This window comes from Streptomyces sp. SLBN-8D4 (genome assembly GCF_049739545.1).
Lineage (GTDB): Bacteria > Actinomycetota > Actinomycetes > Streptomycetales > Streptomycetaceae > Streptomyces > Streptomyces canus_C.
Genome location: NZ_JBMGQC010000001.1, coordinates 5,579,310 through 5,603,255 on the forward strand (window position 1 = coordinate 5,579,310; position 23,946 = coordinate 5,603,255).

The 23,946-nt window shown below is 70.6% G+C and carries 17 protein-coding genes and 3 pseudogenes; 13 read left to right on the forward strand and 7 right to left on the reverse strand.

Features of this window, described 5'->3' with window-relative positions:
- The first annotated feature begins 44 nt into the window (after positions 1-44).
- From RKD20_RS25420 to RKD20_RS25435, 4 genes and pseudogenes are all read left to right on the forward strand, one after another.
- Complete coding sequence (locus RKD20_RS25420; protein WP_424883317.1) at positions 45-1,475, forward strand: family 43 glycosylhydrolase; 1,431 nt, start codon at positions 45-47, stop codon at positions 1,473-1,475.
- Between the two features lie 41 nt (positions 1,476-1,516).
- A complete protein-coding gene (locus RKD20_RS25425; protein ID WP_424879731.1) occupies positions 1,517-2,968 on the forward strand; it encodes a family 43 glycosylhydrolase in 1,452 nt (483 codons plus the stop codon).
- A 504-nt stretch (positions 2,969-3,472) separates the two neighbouring features.
- A pseudogene (locus RKD20_RS25430) lies at positions 3,473-4,688 on the forward strand (IS110 family transposase).
- 194 nt (positions 4,689-4,882) lie between these two features.
- Positions 4,883-5,173: pseudogene (locus RKD20_RS25435) on the forward strand (helix-turn-helix domain-containing protein); the annotation flags it as partial.
- Positions 5,174-5,190: 17 nt separating this feature from the next.
- Here the strand turns inward: RKD20_RS25435 and RKD20_RS25440 are convergent.
- Together RKD20_RS25440 and RKD20_RS25445 are read right to left on the reverse strand one after the other, a co-directional pair.
- Complete coding sequence (locus RKD20_RS25440) at positions 5,191-6,795, reverse strand: IclR family transcriptional regulator domain-containing protein (protein ID WP_424879732.1); 1,605 nt, start codon at positions 6,793-6,795, stop codon at positions 5,191-5,193.
- A gap of 95 nt (positions 6,796-6,890) precedes the next feature.
- Positions 6,891-8,168: a M6 family metalloprotease domain-containing protein gene (locus RKD20_RS25445; protein ID WP_424879733.1), complete on the reverse strand. Its 1,278-nt coding sequence runs from the start codon at positions 8,166-8,168 to the stop codon at positions 6,891-6,893.
- Positions 8,169-8,414: 246 nt separating this feature from the next.
- On the opposite strand from RKD20_RS25445, the gene RKD20_RS25450 reads away from it, so the two are divergent.
- Positions 8,415-9,053 carry a TetR/AcrR family transcriptional regulator gene (locus RKD20_RS25450; RefSeq protein ID WP_424879734.1) on the forward strand — a complete coding sequence of 213 codons (639 nt, stop codon included), beginning with the start codon at positions 8,415-8,417 and terminating at the stop codon, positions 9,051-9,053.
- Positions 9,054-9,188: 135 nt separating this feature from the next.
- Entirely contained in the window at positions 9,189-10,730 is a 1,542-nt protein-coding gene (locus tag RKD20_RS25455; protein ID WP_424879735.1) for an MFS transporter, read from the forward strand.
- Between the two features lie 106 nt (positions 10,731-10,836).
- On the opposite strand, the gene RKD20_RS25460 is transcribed toward RKD20_RS25455, so the two are convergent.
- On the reverse strand, positions 10,837-11,346 hold the full coding sequence (locus tag RKD20_RS25460; protein ID WP_424879736.1) for a MarR family winged helix-turn-helix transcriptional regulator: 510 nt from the start codon (positions 11,344-11,346) through the stop codon (positions 10,837-10,839).
- A 118-nt stretch (positions 11,347-11,464) separates the two neighbouring features.
- Between RKD20_RS25460 and RKD20_RS25465 the strand changes: the two genes are divergently transcribed.
- A complete protein-coding gene (locus tag RKD20_RS25465) occupies positions 11,465-12,256 on the forward strand; it encodes a dioxygenase (RefSeq protein ID WP_424879737.1) in 792 nt (263 codons plus the stop codon).
- Between the two features lie 16 nt (positions 12,257-12,272).
- Here the strand turns inward: RKD20_RS25465 and RKD20_RS25470 are convergent, their stop codons facing one another.
- Entirely contained in the window at positions 12,273-12,803 is a 531-nt protein-coding gene (locus tag RKD20_RS25470; protein WP_424879738.1) for an N-acetyltransferase family protein, read from the reverse strand.
- 192 nt (positions 12,804-12,995) lie between these two features.
- On the opposite strand from RKD20_RS25470, the gene RKD20_RS25475 reads away from it, so the two are divergent.
- Positions 12,996-13,994, forward strand: a complete 999-nt coding sequence (locus RKD20_RS25475) for a sigma-70 family RNA polymerase sigma factor (RefSeq protein WP_424879739.1) — start codon at positions 12,996-12,998, stop codon at positions 13,992-13,994.
- A gap of 378 nt (positions 13,995-14,372) precedes the next feature.
- Here the strand turns inward: RKD20_RS25475 and RKD20_RS25480 are convergent, their stop codons facing one another.
- Positions 14,373-15,344, reverse strand: coding sequence for a helix-turn-helix transcriptional regulator (locus tag RKD20_RS25480; RefSeq protein ID WP_424879740.1), 972 nt, complete (start codon positions 15,342-15,344; stop codon positions 14,373-14,375).
- Positions 15,345-15,406: 62 nt separating this feature from the next.
- On the opposite strand from RKD20_RS25480, the gene RKD20_RS25485 reads away from it, so the two are divergent.
- The 5 genes from RKD20_RS25485 (at position 15,407) to RKD20_RS25505 (ending at position 21,377) form a co-directional block, all read left to right on the forward strand.
- Positions 15,407-16,933 (forward strand): MFS transporter, encoded by a 1,527-nt coding sequence (locus RKD20_RS25485; protein ID WP_424879741.1) that lies wholly within the window; start codon positions 15,407-15,409, stop codon positions 16,931-16,933.
- Positions 16,934-17,109: 176 nt separating this feature from the next.
- Positions 17,110-17,871, forward strand: a complete 762-nt coding sequence (locus RKD20_RS25490; RefSeq protein WP_020121652.1) for a DeoR/GlpR family DNA-binding transcription regulator — start codon at positions 17,110-17,112, stop codon at positions 17,869-17,871.
- A complete protein-coding gene (gene pfkB / locus RKD20_RS25495; RefSeq protein WP_424879742.1) occupies positions 17,868-18,815 on the forward strand; it encodes a 1-phosphofructokinase in 948 nt (315 codons plus the stop codon). The genes RKD20_RS25490 and pfkB overlap by 4 nt, the downstream gene beginning before the upstream one ends.
- 166 nt (positions 18,816-18,981) lie before the next feature.
- On the forward strand, positions 18,982-21,024 hold the full coding sequence (locus RKD20_RS25500) for a PTS fructose transporter subunit IIABC (RefSeq protein WP_424879743.1): 2,043 nt from the start codon (positions 18,982-18,984) through the stop codon (positions 21,022-21,024).
- Positions 21,025-21,122: 98 nt separating this feature from the next.
- Positions 21,123-21,377 (forward strand): hypothetical protein, encoded by a 255-nt coding sequence (locus RKD20_RS25505; RefSeq protein ID WP_424879744.1) that lies wholly within the window; start codon positions 21,123-21,125, stop codon positions 21,375-21,377.
- 18 nt (positions 21,378-21,395) lie between these two features.
- Here the strand turns inward: RKD20_RS25505 and RKD20_RS25510 are convergent, their stop codons facing one another.
- Together RKD20_RS25510 and RKD20_RS25515 are read right to left on the reverse strand one after the other, a co-directional pair.
- Positions 21,396-22,142 (reverse strand): DUF6227 family protein, encoded by a 747-nt coding sequence (locus RKD20_RS25510; protein WP_020121648.1) that lies wholly within the window; start codon positions 22,140-22,142, stop codon positions 21,396-21,398.
- A gap of 177 nt (positions 22,143-22,319) precedes the next feature.
- A pseudogene (locus tag RKD20_RS25515) lies at positions 22,320-23,490 on the reverse strand (L,D-transpeptidase).
- Between the last annotated feature and the right edge of the window lie 456 nt (positions 23,491-23,946).

A 23,946-nucleotide genomic window follows, 5' to 3' on the forward strand; every position in this document is an offset into this window, starting at 1 on the left:
GCCACAGATCCCTGATCCTGTGCGTGCTCGCCGTACTGATCGCCATGGTGTCGGCGACGACCCCGGCCGCCGCCGCCGAGGGCCGCCCGTACACCAACCCGGTCAAGACGGCCAAGGGAGCCGACCCCTGGCTCGAGTACTACAACGGCAACTACTACCTGGTCACCACGTCCTTCACCGGCGTGCTGACCATGCGGAAGGCACCGACCCTGGCCGGGCTCTCCACGGCCGCCAGCGTCCAGATCTGGAGTGACACCACCTCCACCCGCAACACCAACATCTGGGCGCCGGAGATCCACTTCCTCAACGGCCACTGGTACCTGTACTACTCCGCGGGGCAGAGCGGTGTCTCCTGCTGCGACTCCCAGCGCACCCATGTCCTGGAGAGCGCGGGCACCGACCCGATGGGCCCGTACACCTACAAGAACCAGCTCAGCGGCTCCAACCTCACCCCCGGCGGCTGGCTCATCGACGCCACCGTCCTCCAGAACAACAACAACCTGTACCTGATCGGCAGCGGCTTCATCAACGGCAGCACGCAGAGCCTGGTCATCGCGCCGATGAGCAACCCCTACACGCTGGCCAGCAACACCTTCACGATCATCTCCAGCCCCACCATGAGCTGGGAGACCTCGGGCGGCGCGGTCAACGAGGGCCCCGAACCGCTCTACCACGACGGCCGCACCTTCCTCACCTTCTCCGCCAGCCACTGCTCCACCGCGGACTACAAGCTGGGCCGGCTGGAACTGACCGGCACCGACCCGCTGAACCCCGCCTCCTGGACGAAGAAGTCCACGCCGGTCTTCCAGCGCGATGACGCGGCAGGTGTCTACGGTCCCGGCCACAACGGCTTCTTCAGCTCGCCGGACGGCACCGAGAACTGGATCGTCTACCACGCCAACGACTCCGCGACCGGCGGCTGCGGCAACGGCCGTACGACGCGGGCGCAGAAGTTCACCTGGAACGCGGACGGCACGCCGAACTTCGGCACCCCGGTGGCGCTCGGCACGACGCTGCCCGGCCCCGCGGGCGAGACGGCGACGACCCCGACCGCGTACACCCTCGTGAACCGCAACAGCGGCAAGTGCCTGGACGTCGAGGGCGGCAACACCATGGACGGCACCAACATCTTCCAGTGGAGCTGCAACGGCGGCGCCAACCAGAAGTGGCGTGTGGAGGACCTCGGCAACGACACCAACCGGCTGGTCAACGTCGCGACCGGCAAGGTGGCGGACACCGAGGGCTGCGCGACGACCGACGGCACGAACATCCAGCAGTGGTCTTGGCTGAACAACAACTGCCAGAAGTTCCGTCTGGTCTACACGGCCACCGGTGACTTCGTGCGGATCGTGAACGAGAACAGCGGCAAGGTCGCCGACGTCGAGAACTGCGGCACCGTGAACGGATCCAACGTACGGCTGTGGACATGGCTGAACAACAACTGCCAGCAGTGGCGCCTCGTCCCCACGACCTGACCTCCCTCCGCATCCCCGTATCCGCAATCTGGAGCAAACCCTTGAGACGCAACGCCGTACGGCTGCTCACGGCAGTCCTCTTCGCCCTGGTGGGCTGTCTCGCCGGGCCCGGCACCACCGCCCACGCGGCCGTTCCCGCCTCCCCCGCCGTGACCTACACCAACCCGATCGCCGAGAAGCGCGCCGACCCGCACATCTTCAAGCACACCGACGGCTACTACTACTTCACCGCGACCGTGCCCGAGTACGACCGCATCGTGCTGCGCCGGGCGACCACCATCCAGGGCCTGTCGACGGCCCCGGAGACCACGATCTGGACCAAGCACGCCAGCGGTGTCATGGGAGCCCACATCTGGGCGCCGGAGATCCACTTCATCGGCGGCAAGTGGTACGTGTACTTCGCCGCCGGCTCCACCAGCGACCAGTGGGCGATCCGGATGTACGTCCTGGAGGGCACCGGAGCCAACCCGCTCACCGCGACCTGGGCCGAGAAGGGCCAGATCAGGACGACGTGGGAGAGCTTCTCCCTCGACGCCACCACCTTCGTCGTGGGCGGTGTCCGCTACCTCGCCTGGGCCCAGCGCAACCCGGCCGAGAACAACAACACCAGCCTGTTCATCGCCAAGATGTCCGACCCCTGGACGATCACCGGCACGCCGGCGGAGATCTCCCAGCCGACGCTGTCCTGGGAGACGATCGGCTTCAAGGTCAACGAAGGGCCGGCGGTGATCGAGCACGGCGGCAAGGTCTTCATGACCTACTCGGCCAGCGCGACCGACGCCAACTACTGCCTCGGCATGCTCACCGCCTCCGCGACGGCCGACCTGACCAGCCCGGCGTCCTGGACCAAGGGTTCGCAGCCGGTGTTCAAGACGAGCGACGCGACCTCGCAGTACGGGCCGGGCCACAACTCCTTCACCGTCTCCGAGGACGGCAAGTCCGACATCCTCGTCTACCACGACCGCAGCTACAAGGACATCACCGGCGACCCGCTGAACGACCCCAACCGCCGCACCCGCGTCCAGAAGGTGTACTGGAAGGCCGACGGCACCCCCGACTTCGGCATCCCGGTGGCCGACGGGGTCACCCCGCAGCGCTTCTCGTCGTACAACTTCGCGGACCGCTTCATCCGCCACTTCGACTACCGGGGCCGGATCGACGCCAACGTAAGCCCGCTCGCGGACTCGCAGTTCCGGGTGGTCACCGGCCTGACCGGCAGCGGCACCGTGTCGCTGGAGTCGGCCAACTTCCCCGGCTACTACCTGCGGAGCAACGCGAGCTTCGAGGTCCGGCTGGAGAAGAACGACGGCACGGCGCAGTTCGCGTCCGACGCCACCTTCCACAAGCGGGCGGGTCTGTCCGACTCGGCAGGCGTCTCCTACGAGTCCTACGGCTCACCCGGCCGCTACGTCCGCCACTTCAACTACCTGCTGTACGTGCAGACGCCGAGCACGGCCACGGACCGGGCGGACGCCACGTTCTACGCCCAGTAACACCTGCGGACGGCTCTCACCGGGGCCGCGGACCGGTGTCGTAGGCAGCCTCGACGGGGCGCTCGTCGACCGAGACGCAGCCCTGGGGAGGGCCGTTCAGTACCGCGCGTACTGCGTTCAGGACGTCCGGGGCCACATGGTCGGCCCCCGGACCGGCGGGCGGCTTCGACGTGCGCGCCGAGGTCACTGGCGACCATGCACTCCGACGGGGCCGTGCACACCCGTCCGACCGCCTGAGGATCAGCCCCGGCTCGGGCACCCGGCAGTGGCAGCCGTCGTCGGGAGCGTGCGAACTCCCCCCGTTATGTTCTTCGCGGTCCTGCAAGAGGGCCGCTGGCCTCCGGGCCCGGGAGGTGTCGTCGGAGACGCTGATGAGAGGTCCGGCCACCGCCCGGTCCGGCGCAATGCCGGACAGCTCGCGGGCGGCAGGTCTGCATAACGTGGATGCGCGCGTACGACACCGACGCCAAGGCCGGCACGGAGCAACTCCCTGGGAGGGATGCGGTGTTCGACACCGAAGACGTGGGCGTGTTCCTCGGCCTGGACGTCGGTAAGACGACCCACCACGGGCACGGACTGACCCCGGCCGGGAAGAAGGTCTTCGACAAGCAGCTGCCCAACAGCGAACCGAAGCTGCGGGCCGTCTTCGACAAGCTGACCGCGAAGTTCGGCACTGTCCTGGTGATCGTGGACCAGCCCGCCTCCATCGGCGCCCTGCCAATGACCGTCGCCCGCGACGCGGGCTGCAAGGTCGCCTACCTGCCCGGCCTGGCGATGCGCCGGATCGCCGACCTCTACCCGGGCGAGGCGAAGACCGACGCCAAGGACGCCGCCGTCATCGCGGACGCGGCCCGCACCATGCCGCACACTCTGCGCTCGCTGGAACTGACCGACGAGATCACCGCCGAGCTGACCGTGCTCATCGGCTTCGACCAGGACCTCGTAGCCGAGGCCACCCGCACCTCCAACCGCATACGCGGCCTGCTCACCCAGTTCCACCCGTCGCTGGAACGCGTCCTGGGCCCCCGCCTCGACCACCAGGCGGTCACCTGGCTGCTGGAGCGCTACGGATCCCCGGCCGCACTGCGAAAGGCCGGCCGCCGCAGGCTCGTCGAGCTCATCCGCCCCAAAGCCCCGCGCATGGCCCAGCGGCTGATCGACGAGGTCTTCGACGCTCTGGACGAGCAGACCGTCGTCGTCCCGGGCACCGGCACCCTCGACATCGTCGTGCCCTCCCTGGCCCGCTCTCTCGCCGCCGTCCACGAACAGCGCCGGGCCCTGGAAGCCCAGATCAACGCCCTGCTGGTGGCCCACCCTCTTTCCCCGGTCCTGACATCGATGCCCGGCGTCGGCGTCAGGACCGCCGCTGTCCTGCTGACCACCGTCGGTGACGGCACCAGCTTCCCCACCGCCGCGCACCGCCTCCTACGCGGGCCTCGCCCCCACCACCCGGCAGTCCGGCACCTCCATCCATGGCGAACACGCACCCCGAGGCGGGAACCGGCAGCTCAAACGCGCCATGTTCCTCTCCGCCTTCGCATGCATGAACGCCGATCCCGCCTCCCGCACCTCCTACGACAAGCAACGCGCCCGCGGCAAGACCCACACCCAAGCCCTCCTCCGCCTCGCCCGCCAACGCATCAGCGTCCTGTTCGCCATGCTCCGCGACGGCACCTTCTACGAACCCCGCGAGCCGAAGAACGTCACGCTGGCCGCATGACCCCACCCAGGCCGAACCACCTCAAAACCGGCAGCACGAGCTTGACCAAAAACATAGAGGCACCCCCCACGTCGAACGGGCCGAGCAGGTCGTCGACGCGGCGGACCTCCGTGTCGGTGAGCACTCCGCGCTCCACACCGGACTGTGCGGTGACGAACCGGGTGCTGATGCCGTGCAGCCGCAGCAGACGGCCCGTCTCCGCGATCGAGCGGGTGGCCGCCGGCGGGACTGTGGTGGACCCCGAGGTGATCACCCAGCTGGTGCGGCTGCGCCGGGATCCGCTGGAGCGGCTGAGCCCACGGGAGCGCGAGGTGCTCGCGCTGATCGCGGAGGGCCGCACCAACGCCGGTCTCGCCAAGCATCTGTTCATCAGCGAGGCCGCCGTGAACAAGCACATCGGCAACATCTTCACCAAGCTGGACCTGCCGGTGGACACCGAGGGCCACCGCCGGGTCCTCGCGGTCCTCGCCTTCCTGCGCGCATGACGGCACCGCCTCGCCCCTCAGAGCAGGGAAACCCGAGTGAAGTGCCCGGCCGCGCGCAACTCCCCCTCGATGCGGGCCGCCGTCAGACGCAGTTCGGGGAGGAGCTCATCGACGCACTCCGCCGCCGTGCGGCCCGCCGCGTGCAGGGCCACGTTCACGGCGGCGACGACCCGGCCCGTACGGTCGTGCAGGGGGACGGCGATCGTGCGCAGACCGTCCTCCCAGTCCTCGTCCAGCAGGACGTGAGCCTGGTTCTCCGCCAGCAGCACCCGGCCCAGCGACGTCGCCGAGGCCGGCAGCCGGGTGCCCACCCTGATGTCCACTCCCATGATCCGCGGGGCCACGGCCCTCGCCGTGAACTGGATCTCCGGGCCGGAGTCCGGCCCCGGCCCCGGCCCCGGCGGCACCAGGATCGCCAGTGCCGTCGACTCGCCCACCCGGGCCGAGAGGTCCGCCAGGTGGGGCGCGGCGATGCGGGGGAGGGTCGTACGGGAAAGGGGCGGGAAGCCCAGGGACAGGACCCGCGGGGTGAGGACGAAGGTGCGGGACTCCGGCTGTCCGCGGACCAGGCCGAGGTGTTCGTAGGTGATCAGGGCCCGGCGGGCGGTCGCCCGTGCCAGGCCGGTCGCCCGTGCCACGTCCGTCAGGGTCAGCGCGGCCCTGCCCTCGCCGAAGGCCGTCAGGACCGTCAGGCCGCGCGCGAGGGACTCGATGAACTCCCGGCCCAGTTCGTGCTTGGACGCGCCGATCCACGCGGCCGATCCCGAGGGCGGCGGGCCCGGGTCCGGCTCCGGGGCGGCGGCCAGTTCGCGTTCCATCTCGGCCACCGTCGCCCGCAGCCGCGGCAGCAGGGTGTCGCGCAGGTCCGCCGCCGTGTGGCGGCTGGTGTGGCTCACGACGTTCGCCACGCAGGCGATCCGGCCCGTGCGCGGATCCCGTACGGGCACGGAGACCGCCACCAGACCCGGTTCGATCAACTGGTCGTCCAGCGCCCAGCCGTTCCTGCCCGCTTGCGCCGCCCTCGCCTCGAACTCGCCCTCCGGGAGGGGGAGTTCCCGTGGGGGTACGGCCGGGAAGCCGCGGTTCTCCGGGTCCGCCGCCCGGCGTTCGCGCCACGTCCGCCAGTCGTCGTCCGTCCACTCGGAGGCGAACAGGGGTCCGGGCGCGGTGCGTTCGGCGGGGAGCAGGTCGCCGATGCGGAAGCTGAGGGACATCGCGCGGCGGCGGGTGGCCTGGTGGATGAAGCGGACGCCGTCGCGGTCGGCGACCGCCAGCGACACCGACTCGTCCAGCTCGTCGGCGAGGGCGTCGGCCCGCGAGGAGAGCAGGGCGGGCAGACGCAGGGCGGCGAGATAGGCGTTGCCGAGTTCCATGAGCCGGGGGGTCGCCACCGCGTCCCGGCCGTCGAGACGGACGTATCCCATGCGGGCCAGCGTCGACGTGATGCGGTCGACCGTGGAACGCGCCAGGCCCGTCGCCCGCTCCAGGCCGCTCAGGCTCAGGGTCCCGCCCGCCTCGGTCAGCTCCCGCAGCACCCTGACCCCCCGGATCAGCGGTGCGACCGCCTCGGCCGGCACGGCGGACTCCGGTACCGGCGGGGGAGTGGTCGTCTCAGCGGGCATCGGCTCTCCGGTACGGCGGTCGCGGCAGGCCTACGGTAATCCGCCGTGGCACCGACGGCGTGCCACGGCCTCCGGGGGGAGGTGGCCGCCCACCGCTATCCCCGCGTCACCGCCACCCGGTAGTTGCCGTCCCCGTCCACCCCCAGCACCCGCACCCGGATCGCCCTGGCCGGGTCCCGGAACTCCTCGCCGGTCGCGAAGGGGGCGTCGGAGAGTTCCGCGTGGACGTTGGGGCTCCGGGAGCAGCCCCCGCTGTTGCGCCGTGCGTCGTACACGCGCACCGGGCCCCGGCCGGTGTCCACGTCCGCCTGGACCTTGTAGACGAGGACGCCCGGCCGGCACACCGTCTCGTCGTTGCCCTCGCGGGTGCGCAGTTCGACCGCGTAGCCGGTGCGGCCGCCGAGGGGGACGAAGAGGAGCTTGGTGCCGAGGCCGGACCGGGCCAGCGGGGTCAGCGTGTACTCCGAGGTCCCGGGCGCCGTCACGCAGTCGACCTGCGTCGGGTCCAGCCAGCCCAGCTTCCACTTGTGCCAGCCGAGCAGGTCGTTGTTGGCGCCCCAGTCCTCGCTCATGATGTCCCAGTGGCCGACCGCGCCGCCGCCGTTCTGGGTGTAGAGGTCGGGCAGGCCGAAGACATGGCCGTTCTCGTGGGGCAGGACCCGGTAGCCGGTCTGCGGGTAGGAGCCCGAGCCGTCGTCCTGGCGGGAGTACACGAAGGAGGCGTTGGCGACGGGGACGCCGTCGGCGACCGGGGCGTCGGTGTTGCCGGCGAAGGTCACCGACAGGACCGTGTCGAGGGCGGAGGGGCCGGCGTTCGGGGTCACCAGGATGTTCAGGAAGTCGTACGCCCGGAAGTCCACCTGGGGATCGGCGGCGGTCACGATGTCCTGGACCAGACGGCGGTAGCCCGGGTCGAAGGGGGCGCCGCGCTCTATGCCATAGGCCCGGAAGGACTTCGGCATGCGCAGCCAGTCGGTGATCGGGGCTTCGGGGCGGTAGTCGAGGCGGCCGTAGGAACTGGTGCGGAACCAGTTCTGGGTCTGCGGGAAGAACTCGCGGAAGCGGCTCTGGGCGCTGCCGGAGCCGGGGGCGTCGGAGAAGTCGACCATCAGGGTGAGGGCGTGGACGGTGCCGGTGGAGCGGGAGTAGCCGCCGGGCGTGGGCAGGCCCTCGGACATCTGGACGGCCGGGCCGCCGCTGATCTGACAGGCGCCGTGGGTGCCGGAGCGGGCCAGGGCGGTCGGGCCGGCGGTCGTGGTCCCGGGGACGAGGCGTTCGGTGCCGGCCGAGGTGCTCACCGCGAGGGTCAGCGCGGTCACGGACGCGAGGGCGACGGCGCGGCGCGGGCGTATGCGACGTCTGGTCCACGGCATGCGAGCACCCTTCGGAGCGCGGCAGCCGCTGGTCGGAAGGCTGCACCTCTTCGATCACCCTGTGTCGGGCGAGGGGCGCACGCGCGCTGGAGGAGACCGAACGTGGGTATCGCGGACTTGTGACTCAGGTCACAACATGATTTCTTCTCAACCCGAAATAACCGGGGAGCGTCTCCCCGTTTAGACCAGTGTCCGAGCGAAACGGGGAACGAATCCCCGGATCACCCGCCACCCGAGGAGTCCACCGTGCAGACCGCTCTCTCCGTGCAGCGCAAGGCGCCCCGCGCCGACGCCCTGCGCAACCGCGAGCGGATCGTCACCGCCGCCAGCGAGATGTTCACCGAGTTCGGCCCCGACGTGCCGCTCGACGAGATCGCCCGCCGGGCCGGCGTCGGCAACGCCACGGTGTACCGCAACTTCCCCGACCGCGACGCGCTCGTCCGCGAGGTCGTCTGCTCCGTGATGGACCGGACGTCCGAGGCGGCCGAGCTGGCGCTCGCGCAGACCGGGGACGCCTTCGGCGCCCTGGAGCGCTTCGTGCACGCCTCCGCCGACGAGCGGATCACGGCACTGTGCCCGATGATCCAGGGCACCTTCGACCAGTACCACCCCGACCTGGTGGCCGCACGTGAACGCATCGAGCAGCTCGTCGAGCAGCTCATGGACCGGGCCAGGGCGGCCGGTCAGCTCCGCGCGGACGTGAGCGTCGGTGACCTGATGGTCGCCGTGGCCCAGCTGTCCCGGCCCCCGGCCGGTACCGGCTGCCTCACCCTCGACGGGTTCGTGCACCGCACCCTTCAGCTGTTCCTGGACGGACTGCGGGCCCCGGCCCGCTCCGCACTGCCGGGTGCGGCCCTGACCATGGAGGACCTCCGCCAGACCTGATCCGACCGACGAGAACCGATTAGTTCAGCGCGCGAGCACAGTCTCTGCAACGACTTTCGACCGGCCGTCACCGACGACGGACCGTCCCCTTTCACCATTCTTTTTCCGTTCCGAAGTCCCGAAGTGGGTACCCCCATGTCTGCAACAGCCGCAAAGGCTTCCGGCGCACCGGCCGTGTCCGGTGACGCCAACCGCTGGAAAGCGCTCGTCTTCATCGCGCTCGCCCAGCTGATGGTCGTCCTGGACGCGACCATCGTGAACATCGCCCTGCCCTCCGCCCAGGCCGACCTGGGCATCACCGACGGCAACCGCCAGTGGGTCGTCACGGCATACGCCCTCGCCTTCGGCGGACTCCTGCTCTTCGGTGGCCGCATAGCCGACCTGTGGGGCCGCAAGCGCGCCTTCGTCGTCGGCCTGATCGGCTTCGCCGCGGCCTCCGCGCTCGGCGGCGCCGCGACCTCCGGCGGCATGATGTTCGGCGCGCGTGCCCTGCAGGGCGCCTTCGGCGCACTGCTCGCGCCCGCCGCGCTCTCCCTGCTCGCCGTGATGTTCACGGACGCCAAGGAGCGCGCCAAGGCCTTCGGCATCTACGGCGCGATCGCCGGTGGCGGCGGCGCCGTGGGCTTCATCCTCGGCGGTGTGCTGACCGAGTACATGGACTGGCGCTGGACCTTCTTCGTGAACATCCCGTTCGCGATCGTCGCCGCGCTCGGCGCGTACTTCGTCATCCGTGAGCCCGAGGGCGGCCGCAACCGCAACCCCCTCGACATCCCCGGCGTGCTGCTGTCCACCCTGGGCCTGGTCGCGCTGGTCTACGGCTTCACCCGCGCCGAGACCGACGGCTGGGGCGACTCCGTGACCGTCGGCATGTTCGTCGCGTCGGCCGTCCTGCTGATCGCCTTCGTCGTCACCGAGGCCAGGACCAAGGCCCCGCTGCTGCCGCTGCGCGTGATCACCGACCGCAACCGCGGCGGGATCTACCTCTCGCTCGGCATCGCGATCATCGCGATGTTCGGCACCTTCCTGTTCCTGACCTACTACCTGCAGATCGTGAAGGGCTTCACGCCGATCAAGACCGGCTTCGCCTTCATGCCGATGATCGTCGGCATGATGGTCGGCTCGACCCAGATCGGCGCCCGCCTGATGACCCGCGTCCCGGCGCGGCTGCTGATGGGCCCCGGCTTCCTGGTCGCCGCGGTCGGCATGCTCCTCATGACCCAGCTGGAGATCGGTTCGTCGTACGCCTCGACGATCCTGCCGGCCATGCTGCTGCTCGGCCTCGGCATGGGTACGGCGTTCATGCCCGCCATGTCCCTGGCCACCCTGGGCGTCGAGCCCCGGGACGCCGGTGTCGCCTCCGCGATGGTCAACACCTCGCAGCAGGTCGGCGGTGCGATCGGTACGGCCCTGCTGAACACGATCGCCGCCTCGGCCACGACCTCCTACATCGCCGACCACATCGGCTCCGCGACCTCCAAGTCGCAGGCGCAGCTGGTGGCGCTGGAGGGCCAGGTGCACGGCTACACCAACGCGATCTGGTTCGCCGTCGGCATGCTGGTGCTCGCCGCGGTCATCGTCGTGACCCTCGTCAACGCCGGCCGCACGGACACCGCCGCGGTGGCCGGGTCCGGAGAGGGCGCCGAGGAGGAGCTCGCGGTGCCGGTCGTCGCCCACTGACGGCGACCGCCCCGCGGTACCCCTTCGAGAACCTCGTACGTACGGGGATGGGGACGCCCCGTACGTACGACCCCAGGAACTGCCCTGGTCTCCCTGAGCGAGCGGCTCAGCGGAGCCAGGGCAGATCCGCGCCCGCCTCGTTCGGCTGCAGTCCCTCGGCGACGATCTCCATGATCTCGCCGAGGGACTTCTGCTGTTCCGGGGTGAGCCGGTCGAAGACGGCGTTGCGCACGGCCCGCACATGGCCCGGCGCGGCGCCCCGCAGCATTTCCAGGCCCGGGTCCGTGAGCACCGCGAACTGGCCGCGCTTGTCGTCCGGGCAGTCCTCCCGGCGCACCCAGCCGTTGCGCTCCAGACGGGCGATCGCGTGCGAGAGCCGGGACCGGGTGATCTTCGCCTTCATGGCCAGCTCGGTCATCCGCAGCCGCCGGTCCGGGGCATCGGCGAGGCCCACGAGCAGTCCGTAGTAGATGTGCGGCATGCCGGCGTCCCGCTGGAGCTGGCGGTCGAGGTGATCCTCGAGCAGGGTCGTGGCGTGCACGTACGAGCGCCAGATGCGCTGCTCTTCGTCGTCGAGCCACTGGGGCTCCTCGTCGGGGACGGATGCCGTGTTCATGTATCCCACTCTACGAGCTCTCTCCTTGAAGCTTAAACAAATGAGGCGTACAGTTATGTCCTAGAAGCTTTAAATTTGAAACATCCACTGCATCGGAAGTACCGGAGGAGTCCCCGCCATGTCCGCCGACACGCTGGAGCGCATGCCCGCCCTCTATCTGAGTCACGGCGCGCCGCCGCTCGCCGACGACCCGATCTGGCCCGGCGAGCTCGCCGCCTGGTCCGCGGACCTGCCCCGCCCCAAGGCGATCCTCATGGTCTCCGCCCACTGGGAGGAGGCCCCCCTCGCCCTCGGCGCGGTGCGGCCCGTCCCGCTCGTCTACGACTTCTGGGGCTTCCCCGAGCACTACTACAAGGTGACGTACGGCGCCCCCGGCGCCCCCGAACTCGCCGATTCCGTACGCAAGTTGCTGCGCGCCCCCGGCGTCCCCGTGCAGGACGTCCCGGACCGCGGACTGGACCACGGCGCATACGTCCCCCTCGTCGAGATGTTCCCCGAGGCCGACATCCCCGTCCTCCAGGTCTCCATGCCGACCCTCGACCCGGTCAAGCTCATGGAGATCGGCCGCAAGCTCGCCCCGCTGCGCGACGAGGGCGTCCTGATCGTCGGATCCGGCTTCTTCACCCACAACCTCGCCGCCCTGCGCCACACCGGCCCCGGAGTGCCCACCTGGTCCTCGGAGTTCGACGACTGGGGCCGACGGGCCCTTGAGGCGCGGGACGTGGACTCCCTGCTGGACTTCCTTGACAAGGCCCCGGCCGGGCGCTACGCCCATCCGCGCACCGAGCACTTCGCGCCCCTCTTCGTCACCATGGGCGCGGCGGACGTGAGCGGCGAGCTGGACACGCAGAAGTCCGTGATCGACGGGTTCTGGATGGGGATGGCCAAGCGGTCGGTGCAGTTCGGCTGAGGTCCTCGCGCGGGGCCTAGAGGTTCTTCTCGTACCAGGCCACGTCCCAGTAGCGGCCGAACTTCCGGCCCACCTCCCGGTAGGTGCCGACGTAGCGGAACCCGAAGCGTTCATGCAGCCGCGTGGACGCTTCGTTGGGTTGGGCGATGCCCGCGTAGGCGCGGTGCACGTCCTCGCCGGCCAGGGCCTCGAAGAGGGCCTTGTAGAGGAGGGTGCCGACGCCCCGGCCGCCCGCGTCCGGAGCGAGGTAGACGGTGACCTCCACGGAGGTCGCGTACGCGGGCTTCGCGCGAAAGGGGCTGGATGTGGCGTACCCGAGGATCCGCTGTGAGGTTCCTGTCGACTCCGTGTCGGTGGCAACCATCAGACGGTACGGCCCGTCTTCAGGGTGGGAGAGCAGCCAGGGGCGGCGCTCCTCCGGGGTGAAGGCAGCGGTGTCGAATGTGATCGGCGTCTCACGAACGTAGTGGTTGTAGAGGTCGGTGAGAGCCCCGAGGTCGCTTTCGACTCCCGGCCTGACCTGCACCTCTGTACGCTCCGACGGCATCGCGCCTCCTCATGTGGCCGGGCAGGATACTGCAAGATCAGAAAAATAGCGGCACCGCTTGGGAATTCTGTCCGGTTTCCAGTCGTTGTTTCCATCGGATGCAGGGCACCCGAGGAGAGTCCGGAAGCAACCGGAGCCGGGACCCAGCGTCCGTAGGACCACCCGCTGACCCAACATCGCAAGGGAGCACGCATGGCAACCCGTGCCGTCGCCCGTCGTAAGTCCGCCACCGGCGGGTCTACCGACGCGGCACGCAGTGTTCGCGTCCATGGCGGCGAGATCGCCGACCGCGACCTGGTCGGCATGTACCTCGACGAGATCGCGCGTACGCCGCTGCTCGACGCCGCCAAGGAAGTCGAGCTGTCCCAGATCATCGAGGCGGGTGTGTTCGCCCGACAGGTCCTCGACGGGTTCGAGGCGGCCAAGGCGGACGCCACCCGCGAAGAGCTGGAGGCGTTGGTGGAGGAGAGTGAGCGCGCCAAGGACGTGTTCATCCGCTCCAACCTGCGCCTGGTCGTCGCCGTGGCCCGCCGCTACCCCCGCAGCGGGCTGCCCCTGCTCGACCTGATCCAGGAGGGCAACGCCGGTCTGGTGCGCGCGGTCGAGAAGTTCGACTACCGCAAGGGCTTCAAGTTCTCGACGTACGCGACCTGGTGGATCCGTCAGGCCATCACCCGCTCCATCGCCGACCAGTCCCGCACCATCCGGCTGCCCGTGCACCTGGTGGAGGAGCTGGGCCGCATCCGCCGTGTGCAGCGCGAGTTCAACCGCGAACACGGCCGCGACCCGGAGCCCGCGGAGATCGCCGCCGAGCTCGGCTCCAACCCGGCGCGCGTGACGGACGTCCTGGACTGGGCCCGCGACCCGGTCTCGCTGAACATGTCGGTGGACGACGACGGCGACACCCAATTCGGCGACCTCCTGGAGGACACGTCGGCGGTCTCGCCGGAGCAGTCGGTGCTGACGCTGCTGCGCAGCGAGGAACTGGACGACCTCATCGGCCGCCTCGACCAGCGCACCGCGTCCATCATCAAGATGCGGTACGGCATCGAGGACGGGCGCGAGCGCACGCTGACCGAGGTCGGCAAGGAGCACGGCCTCACCCGCGAGAGGATCCGGCAGATCGAGAAGCACGCCCTGATGGAGCTGAAGAAGCTGGCGCGGTCCACCGGGTTCGACGCGGCGGCGTAGGCGGGGTGTGCCCGCGTACGCCGGGTGGCGAAAGACCGCGTAAACATGGCCGTACTACGCCGCTTAACCGGCTGGACCCTGGGCACAAGACTTCAGGGTCCAGGTGTTCGGGCCCCGAAGGCCTGGACTTCAGACCCTTCGGACCCTCCTGAACCAAGTCCCGACGCTATCCCCCCCGGCGCCGGGACTCTCCCCGAGCCGGACTTCGGCGCCCCTCCCCCCCGGGCGCCGGGGTCCGGCTTTTTTCGCGCCCGGAAAAGCGGAACGGCGGGTCACCCCGTACCTGAACCACGGGGTGACCCACCGAAGGGGAGATTCTGTCACATGGGGTGGCTTGCCGGGTTCGGCCCGAGCCCGGCGCCCGCTGCCCTGCCACCCTCAGGCGACCTCCCCCGCCGCCCGAACCAGTCGGCCCCCCAACTCCCGCACCGCATCCACCAGTTCCGGCGGCTGCTCCACCCGGAACTCGACCCCGGTCATCGCCAGCCGCACCGCCATCCAGTCCACGGAATCGGCCACCGTGGCCCGCAGTCGGCACCGGCCCTCGCCCAGGGACTCCGGTACCCCCATCCAGGCCGGCACCCGGGCCGACACCACGGACGCCTCGCCCTCGAACGTCACGACGAGTTCGTACGTCTCCTGGCGGCGGTACATCGACTGCCGCAGGTACTCCGCCGCGCTCCCCGTCGGCAGCTCCCGCGGAGCGAACCGGGCCCCCGTGGCGAAGGGGTCGTTCACCCGGTCGACCCGGAAGGTCCGCCAGTCGCCGCGGTCGAGGTCGTAGGCGACGAGGTACCAGCGGCGCCCGGTGGAGACCAGCCGGTACGGCTCCACCACCCGGCGGGACTCGGCGCCGTCCTTCGCGCGGTAGCCGAAGCGGAGGCGTTCGTGGCCGGCCACCGTGGACGCCATCACCGTCAGGGTCTCGGTCGGGATGCTCGCCCCGTCCCCGCTGGTCAGCGGAGTCGTAGCGGCCTGGAGGGTGGACACCCGGTGCCGCAGCCGGGAGGGCAGGACCTGTTCCAGTTTCGCCAGCGCCCGTACGGACGCCTCGTCCACCCCCTCCACCGCGTGCCCCGCCCCCGCCCGCAGTCCGACCGCGATGGCCACCGCCTCCTCGTCGTCGAGGACGAGCGGGGGCAGGGCCTTGCCCGCGACGAGCCGGTAGCCGCCGTCGGAGCCCTTGGACGCCTCGACGGGATAGCCCAGTTCACGGAGGCGGTCGATGTCCCGCCTCACCGTGCGGCGGGAGACGCCGAGGCGGTCGGCGAGCTCGCCGCCGGGCCATTCGCGGGGCGTCTGGAGGAGGGAGAGGAGCGTCAGGAGCCGTGCCGGAGTGTCCGTCGTCATGAGTTCGAGAATGCCGTAGAACTAGGACACGATCTGACCTAATGGGGTCATAGGTTCAGGACATGACCTCCACCGAGACCTCCCTTCCGGGCATCCCCGACGTACCGTCCGCCGCGGGCGACCGGCGTCGCTGGTTCGCTCTCGCCATCGTGATGACCGCGGCCTTCATGGACCTCGTCGACGTCACGATCGTCAACATCGCCATTCCGTCCATCCGGCAGGACTCCGGTGCCTCCGTCAGCCACATCCAGTGGATCACCGCCGGTTACGCCCTCGCCTTCGCCGCGGGCCTGATCACCGGAGGGCGGCTCGGTGACATCCACGGGCGCAAGCGGCTGTTCCTCGTCGGCATCGGCGGGTTCACGCTCGCGTCGGCGCTGTGCGGCTTCGCCGCGAACCCGGACATGCTGGTCGCGGCCCGGATCCTGCAGGGCGGCATGGCGGCGATGATGGTGCCGCAGGTCCTGTCGATCGTGCACGCGACCTTCCCCGCGCATGAGCGGGGCAAGGTGTTCGGGCTGTTCGGCGCGGTCGTCGGCCTGGGGGCCGTGTCCGGTCCGCTGCTCGGGGCGCTGCTGACCGAGTGGAACCTCTTCGGGCTCGAGTGGCGGCCGATCTTCCTCATCAACCTGCCGGTCGGGATCATGGGGCTCGTCCTCGGGAGCCGTTTCATCACCGAGTCCAAGGCCCCGCGGGCGCTGAAGCTGGACCTGGTGGGCGTGGCCATGGTCGTGCTCGGTCTGCTGATGCTGCTCTACCCGCTGACCCGCGGCGAGGAGCTGGACTGGCCGCTGTGGGGGTACGTGTCGATGGCCGGCGCGCCCCTCGTGTTCGCGGCGCTGGTGGAGTACGAGAGGCGCAAGGGCGCGCGGGACGGGTCGCCGCTGGTCGAGCTGTCGCTGTTCAAGGTGAAGAGCTTCGCGGCCGGGATCGCGGTGCAGACCGTGTTCGGCGTCGGGCTCGGCATCTTCTTCCTGGTGTGGACGCTGTACATGCAGACCGGCCTCGGCTGGAGCCCGCTGCGGGCGGGGCTGACCGGGGTGCCGTTCTCGATCGCGGTCTCCACGGCGGCGGGGCTGTCGGTGCAGAAGCTCGTGCCGCGGTTCGGACGCGGGGTGCTCCAGGCCGGTGCGCTGCTGATGGCGGTGGGCGTGCTGCTCTACCTCTGGGAGGCCGAGCGGTACGGCATGTCGATCAGCTCGTGGCAGATGGCGCTGCCGCTGGTCGTGATGGGCGTGGGCATGGGGCTGATCGTCGCGCCGCTCACCGACGCGGTGCTGTCGGAGGTGCCGCGCGAGCACGCCGGCTCGGCGTCGGGGCTGATCAACACCGTGCAGCAGATGGGCAACGCGCTGGGGCTCGGGCTGGTGTCGGTGGTCTTCTTCGGGGTCATCGGCGACGACCTGGGGCCGGCGCAGGTGGGCCCGGCCTTCGTGGACGCCTTCCAGCACGCGCTCGGGTGGGTCGCGGCGGTGATGGGCGTCATCTTCCTGCTGATGTTCGCGCTGCCGAAGCGGCCCGTGCTGCAGGGGGAGGGGGCCGCCGGGCTTCCCGCGGTGGAGGAGAAGGAGCCGGAGCTCGTGTCCTGAGGCCCTGGACGAGGGGCCCGGTACCCGCTGGGGTACCGGGCCCCTTGCCGTACCCGGACCCCTTCGGAAGTCCGTTCATGCCCGGATGGGATCCGAAACTGTTTACTTTCCGGAAATCCGGGCGTAGCCTCCCCACTGAAACCACACGTTCGGGCATCAGTCGGAGGTGAGCGGACATGTACGCACCGGAGCGACAGCAGGAGATCCTCCGGCTCGCCCGCGACGGCGGCCGGGTGGACGTCGTCTCGCTGGCCGAGGAGTTCCAGGTCACGGCGGAGACCATCCGGCGCGACCTGAAGGCCCTCGACCGCGCGGGGCTGCTGCGCCGGGTGCACGGCGGGGCCATCCCGGCCGGGCGCCTCGACTTCGAGCCGGACCTCGCCGAGCGCGAGACGACCGCGGCCGACGAGAAGGACCACATCGCCAAGGCGGCCCTCGCCGAACTGCCGACCGAGGGCACCCTGATCCTCGACGCCGGCACGACCGTGGCCCGCCTCGCCGCCGCCGTCCCGCTGGAGGCCTCGCTCACCGTCGTCACGCACAGCCTGCCCATCGCGGCCCGCCTCGCGGACCACCCCGGCATCCAGCTCCACCTCGTCGGAGGGCGGGTACGGCACCGTACGCGCGCCGCCGTCGACGCCTGGGCGCTGCGGGCGTACGGCGAGATCCGGGCCGACGTCCTGTTCGTGGCGGCCAACGGCTTCTCCGCCGAGCACGGCCTCACCACCCCCGACCTCGCCGAGGCCGCGGTCAAGCGCGCGGCGATCGCCGCCGCCCGCCGCGTGGTGCTGCTCGCCGACTCCGCCAAGCACGGCCAGGAGCACTTCGCCCGCTTCGGTGACCTGAGCGATGTGGACCTGCTGATCACCGACAGCGGGCTGAGCCCCGAAGACACCGTCGCCATCGAGAGTGGCGGCACGGAAGTAGTGCGCGCATGATCCTCACCGTCACCCCGAACCCGTCCCTGGACCGTACGTACGAGGTCCCGTCCCTGGAGCGCGGCGAGGTCATCCGCGCCACCGGCGAACGCATGGACCCCGGCGGCAAGGGCGTCAACGTCTCGCGGGCCGTCACGGCCGCCGGACAGCGCACGGTCGCGGTCCTGCCGCTGGGCGGGGCGCCGGGGGCGCTCGTCGCCGACCTGCTCGACGCGCAGGGCATCGAGGTCGCACCGGTCCCGGTCGCCGGGGCCACCCGGTCGAACATCGCGCTCGCCGAGTCGGACGGGGTGCTCACGAAGATCAACGCGCCGGGTCCCGAACTGTCGGCCGCCGAGCAGGAGTTGCTGCTGGAGACGGTCCGCGTGCAGTCGCGTGACGCCGCGTGGATCGCGTGCTGCGGCAGCCTGCCCCGGGGGCTCGCGCCCTCCTGGTACGCCGAGGTCGTCGCGCGGGCGCACGCCGGTGGTGCGCGGATCGCGCTGGACACCTCGGGGCCCGCGCTCCTGGCGGCGCTGCGCGAACGGCCCGACGTGGTGAAGCCCAACGCCGAGGAGCTCGCGGAGGCCGTCGGGCGCCCCCTGTCCACGGTGGGCGACGCGGTGAAGGCGGCCGAGGAACTGCGGGAGATGGGGGCGCGGGCGGTCCTCGCGAGCCTGGGTGCCGACGGGCAGCTGCTCGTGGACGGCTCGGGCACCTGGTTCGCCAGCGCGCGCGTGGAGGCCGTACGCAGCAATGTCGGCGCCGGCGACTCCTCGCTGGCCGGCTTCCTGATCGCCGGCGGCAGCGGCCCAGGGGCCCTCGCCTCCGCGGTCGCGCACGGAGCGGCGGCCGTCCAGCTGCCCGGCAGTGTCATGCCGACGCCGGACGACCTGGACCCGGCCGCGGTGACGGTCACGGCCGAGGTGCCGGTGGACCGGGTGCTGACGGAGCCGGTGTCATGAGCGGCCCGGTCCCGGCGCTCTCCCCGTCCGTCGCCGGTACGGCCGCCCCGGCGCAGTTACTCCCCGACCCCACCCGCCTCCCCCCGACCCCCCACCGCTGCACCCCCGTCCCCTCCCCTTACGCCCACTCCACTCCCCGGGCGATACGCGTGCGAAGGAGCCCGCGATGAGCGACATGATCACCGCGGACCTGGTCGATCTCGACCTGTCCGCCGACACCAAGGAAGCGGCGGCCCGTGCCCTCGCCGAGCGCATGGTCGCCCTGGGCCGGGTGACCGACCTGGACGGCTTCCTCGCCGACGTGGCCGCCCGCGAGGCCCAGATGCCGACCGGCCTCGACGGCGGCATCGGCATCCCGCACTGCCGCAGCGAGCACGTCACCGAGCCGACGCTCGCCTTCGGACGCAGCTCCGCCGGGATCGACTTCGGCGCGCCGGACGGACCCGCCGACCTGATCTTCCTGATCGCCGCGCCGGCCGGCGCGGACGACGCCCACCTGACGATCCTGTCCTCCCTCGCGCGCCAGCTGATGAACACCGAGTTCACGGACGCGCTGCGGTCCTCGGGGAGCGCACAGAGCGCGGCGGCGCTGATCCGCGGCGACGAGGCGCCGGCCGAGGGTGCCACCGAAGACTCCGTTGCGGCATCGGTGGCGGCCTCCGCCGATGCCGCAACGGCCAACGCCGCTCCCGACGTTGCCGAGGCCCCCTTCAGGATCGTCGCCGTCACCTCCTGCCCGACCGGTATCGCCCACACCTACATGGCGGCCGAGTCGCTGGAGAACGCCGGCCGCGAGGCGGGCGTCGAACTCGTCGTCGAGACCCAGGGCTCCGCCGGCTTCACCCGGCTCGACCCGGCGGCCATCGCGGCGGCGGACGGCGTGATCTTCGCCCACGACGTCCCCGTACGCGACAAGGACCGCTTCGCGGGCAAGCCCACCGTCGACGTCGGCGTGAAGGCGGGCATCAACCGCGCCGCCGAACTCATCACCGAGGTCCGCGGCAAGGCCGAGCGCGGCGAGGTGACGGCGGGCGCCGGCGCGGGCGCGGGGACACCGGTCGAGCGGGCCGGCGAGTCCGGCGACAGCTACGGCACCAAGCTCCGCAAGTGGCTGATGACCGGCGTGAGCTACATGGTCCCGTTCGTCGCCGCGGGCGGCCTGCTGCTCGCCCTCGGGTTCGCGATCGGCGGCTGGCAGATCGCGAGCGCGCCCTCGGTCATGAAGCACTTCTCCTGGACCGAGATCGACAGCTGGGGCGCCCTGCTGTTCCAGATCGGCCAGGTCGCCTTCGGCTTCCTCATCCCGGTCCTGGCCGGATACATCGCGTACGGCATGGCGGACCGCCCCGGTCTCGTCCCCGGCTTCGTCGGCGGAATGATCGCCTCCAACATCGCCGCGGGCTTCCTCGGCGGTCTGGTCGCCGGTCTGCTCGCGGGTGCCGTGGTCCTCTCGATCCAGCGGATCAAGATCCCGCCGGTGCTGCGGGGCATCATGCCGGTGGTCGTGATCCCGCTGATCTCCTCGCTGATCGTCGGCTTCCTGATGTTCGTCGTGGTCGGCAAACCCATCGCCGAGGCCCAGAAGGGCATGACGGACTGGCTCAACGGCCTCTCCGGCACCAACGCGATCCTGCTCGGCGTCCTCCTCGGCCTGATGATGTGCTTCGACCTCGGCGGCCCGGTCAACAAGGTCGCGTACGCCTTCGCCACCGCCGGGATCGCCGTGCAGGACCCCAGCGACTCCGCGATGAAGGTCATGGCCGCCGTGATGGCCGCGGGCATGGTCCCGCCGCTGGGCATGGCTCTGGCCACCACCGTCCGCAAGAAGCTCTTCACGCAGACCGAGCGCGAGAACGGCAAGGCCGCCTGGGTCCTGGGCGCCTCCTTCATCTCCGAGGGCGCGATCCCGTTCGCGGCGGCCGACCCGCTGCGGGTCATCCCGGCCTCGATGGCGGGCGGCGCGGTCACCGGCGCCCTGTCGATGGTCTTCGGCGCCACCCTGCGCGCCCCGCACGGCGGCATCTTCGTGGTCCCGTTGATCGGCAGCCCGTTCCTCTACCTGATCGCCATCGCGGCGGGCGTGTGCGTCACGACCGCACTGGTGATCGTCCTGAAGAGCATGCGCAAGCCGGCACCGGGAACGACGGCCGCCGCAGTCCCGGACACCACCGCCCCGGCGGCCGAGCACAAGCAGCCGATAGCCGCGTGACCCTGCCCCTTTGGGGCGGCGGTGAGCTGTTCACGGCAACTGCGAGATACGTCACGGTCCGGGACCAAAGTCCCGGACCGTGGTGTCTACTGGAACGCATGCCTGAGCACGTCTCCGTCTACCAGTTGCTTGGTGTCACTCTTCTCGTCCTGGTGGCCTTCGCCTGGACGGCTGGATTGGCCTACCTGCTGCGGCACGGCCGCCACGAGGCCGTCACGTGGCGCGTCGACCACGGCCTGCCCGCCTTCCCCCGCCAGCGCCGGGCCGCTCCCGGCCACGAGTCCGTCGAACTGAGCCCGGCGGAGAAGGACGCGTTCGCGGGTCTCGTACGACAGCTCGGCGGCGGGCGCTGAGCGGAACCGGCGGTCCGCTCAGGAAACCCGGGCCGCGCGCCGCTCCATGGCGTCGCGGGCCGCGTCCTCGGTGACGTACACCTCGCACATGTGCCGCCCGTCGGGCGTCGCCGTGTGCTCGACCTCCCACAGGGAGATCTCCGCCCCGTCGCGCAGCAGGAACGCGTGCTCGTAGAGCGAGAAGCCCAGCCCGGCGCGTCCCGCCCGGCACGGGCGCCCGAACGCCTGCGTGATCTGGTGCGCGAACGCCTCCGCCAGCAGCGCGGCCGTCTTCGGGCCGGGCCGGTCCGCGTTCTCCGCGCGACGCAGCAGCCGGCGCGCGTGGTCCGCCGAGTCGTCCGGGACGTAGGCGTGCCGCGGCAGGTGCACGGGCGAGAGCTGCACCGTCACCGGCAGCTCGAAGTCCGGCGCGTCCGGCGGCAACGGCAGCCGCGCGGTCGCCGCACGCAGCTCCTCCTCGTCGACGTACACCTCGTGCTGCGGAAGGCTGTCCCGCGCGGTGTTGTGGACGAGCTCCCACAGAGTCAGCGCCGAGCCGTCGGCGAGCAGCCATGTGTGCCGGTACGTCTCCCGGTGCAGCCCCGCGCTGTGGTGCGCGGAGTGCAGCGAACTGTCGTACGCCAGCGCGCAGTCCAGTCTCCGGATCGTCTCGTCGGGCAGCTCGAAGGAGTTCAGGGCACGGCCGAGGAGCCGCGCGAGGTGCTCCTCCGGAGACTCGGGCGACTCGGGTGGTTCGTACGCTGCCGTCTCGTACGGAACGCTCAAGGTTTCTCCCGGCGTTGCTGCATGTCACCTTGTGGGTGCATACCGTAGCCCCTCGGTCGGACATCATGTCCGGGAACCGAGAAAACGTACGCCCGGAAAACGCCCGGGCCGCGCAGGATGTTCCCGCGCGCCCCGACGAAACGTCAAAACCCCCCGGTCAGAGGCTGCTTGGAGCGATCAGGAGGTACCTACGGCGCTCCCCGCGGCCCACTCGCCCCACGCCATGTTCCAGCCGTTCAGCCCGTTGTCGGGCGCCACCGTCTTGTCGGGGGAGTTCTTCACGACGACCACGTCCCCGACCAGCGAGTTGTCGTAGAACCACTTGGCCGGGGTGTCCGCCTTCCCGCCCTTGACGTCCCGCAGTCCGACACAGCCGTGACTGGTGCCGGTGCGCCCGAAGGGCGGATTCCCCTGGTTGTACCAGTAGTTGCCGTGGATGAAGGTCCCCGACTGCGTCAGCCGCATCGCGTCCGGGACATCAGGAATGTCGTACGCGTTGTCCAGCGCGACCGTCCGGCTGTCCATGCGGATCTTCTTGTACTTCTCGGAGATCACCATCTGCCCGTTGTAGGGTGGTGAACTCGGGGCTGCCCGTCGAGATCGGCACCGACTTCACGGTCTGCCCGTCCCGCACGACCTTCATGGTCTGGGTGTCGGAGTCCACGGTGGACACCTGCGAACGCCCGACCGTGAAGCCGGCGGTCCTCTCCTGCACACCGGTGACACCGTTGGCGCCCTTGACGCCGTCCAGGTCGATCTTCATCGTGACCTTGGAGCCGGCCTTCCAGTACTCCTCGGGCCGGAAGTCGAGCCGCTGCGCCCCGAACCAGTGCCCGACCACCTGCTGCCCGCTGCTGGAGCTGACGGTGACGTGCGACTGCACGGCCTTCTTGTCGCTGATGGCCTTGTCGAAGGTGAAGGACACCGGCATCCCCACACCGACCGTCGTCCCGTTGTCCGGCGTGTACGTCCCGATGAAGCTGTTCGCCTTCGAGACGGTCGTGAACACCGACTTCGCGGTCACGGCCTTGCCGTCCGAGTCCTTGGCCGTCGCCGCTATCTCGTACTTCGTCCCCCGCTCCAACTGCTCCTCGGGCCTCCAGCTCCCGCCGCCCGCGGCCAACGCCCCCGGCACTTCCTGCCCCGTGCCCGCCACCGTCATCTTCACGCCGGTCAGCGTGCCGTCGCTGACCTTCACGCCGGTCCTGTTGATCGACGCGCCCGTCGAACCGTTCCTGGCGGAGAAGACGATCTCCGCCGCGGACGTCTTCGCGGGGTCCTTGCCGCCCTTGCCTTCACCCTTGTCGGAGTCGCCTCCGCACGCGGTGAGGGTGAGAGCACCGACCATCAGGACGGCACAGGCCCCCAGTGCGCGCCGCGCTGCTATGTCCGGCGTTGTCACTGTCTGCTCCATATTCATGCGATATATGCGATCCGCTCCACTCAGTGAAGAAGGAGGGACCCGGTCCCCACCCGGGTTCCCTGACAGCGAGACGAATGCGTTTGGGGTTGGGGCGGGGCGCCTAGGGGGGGTGACGGGTCGGGTTGTCGGGCGGGTGGGGGCTGGTCGCGCAGTTCCCCGCGGGCAGCTGCGCTGGGCTTGGGCGGGGTGCCTATGAGGGTGCCGGGTTCGGTTGTTTGGCGAGTGCGGGCCGGTGGGGACTGGTCGCGCAGTTCCCCGCGCCCCTGGGTGAGTGCAGTCGCCTGTGCCTGCACGGGCCGTTGGCCGCGTACGGCGGGCAGGGGACGGGGTGGGGGGTGTCCGCCCGCAGCGGCCGGCGTCCGTTACCGAGCACAGCTGAAG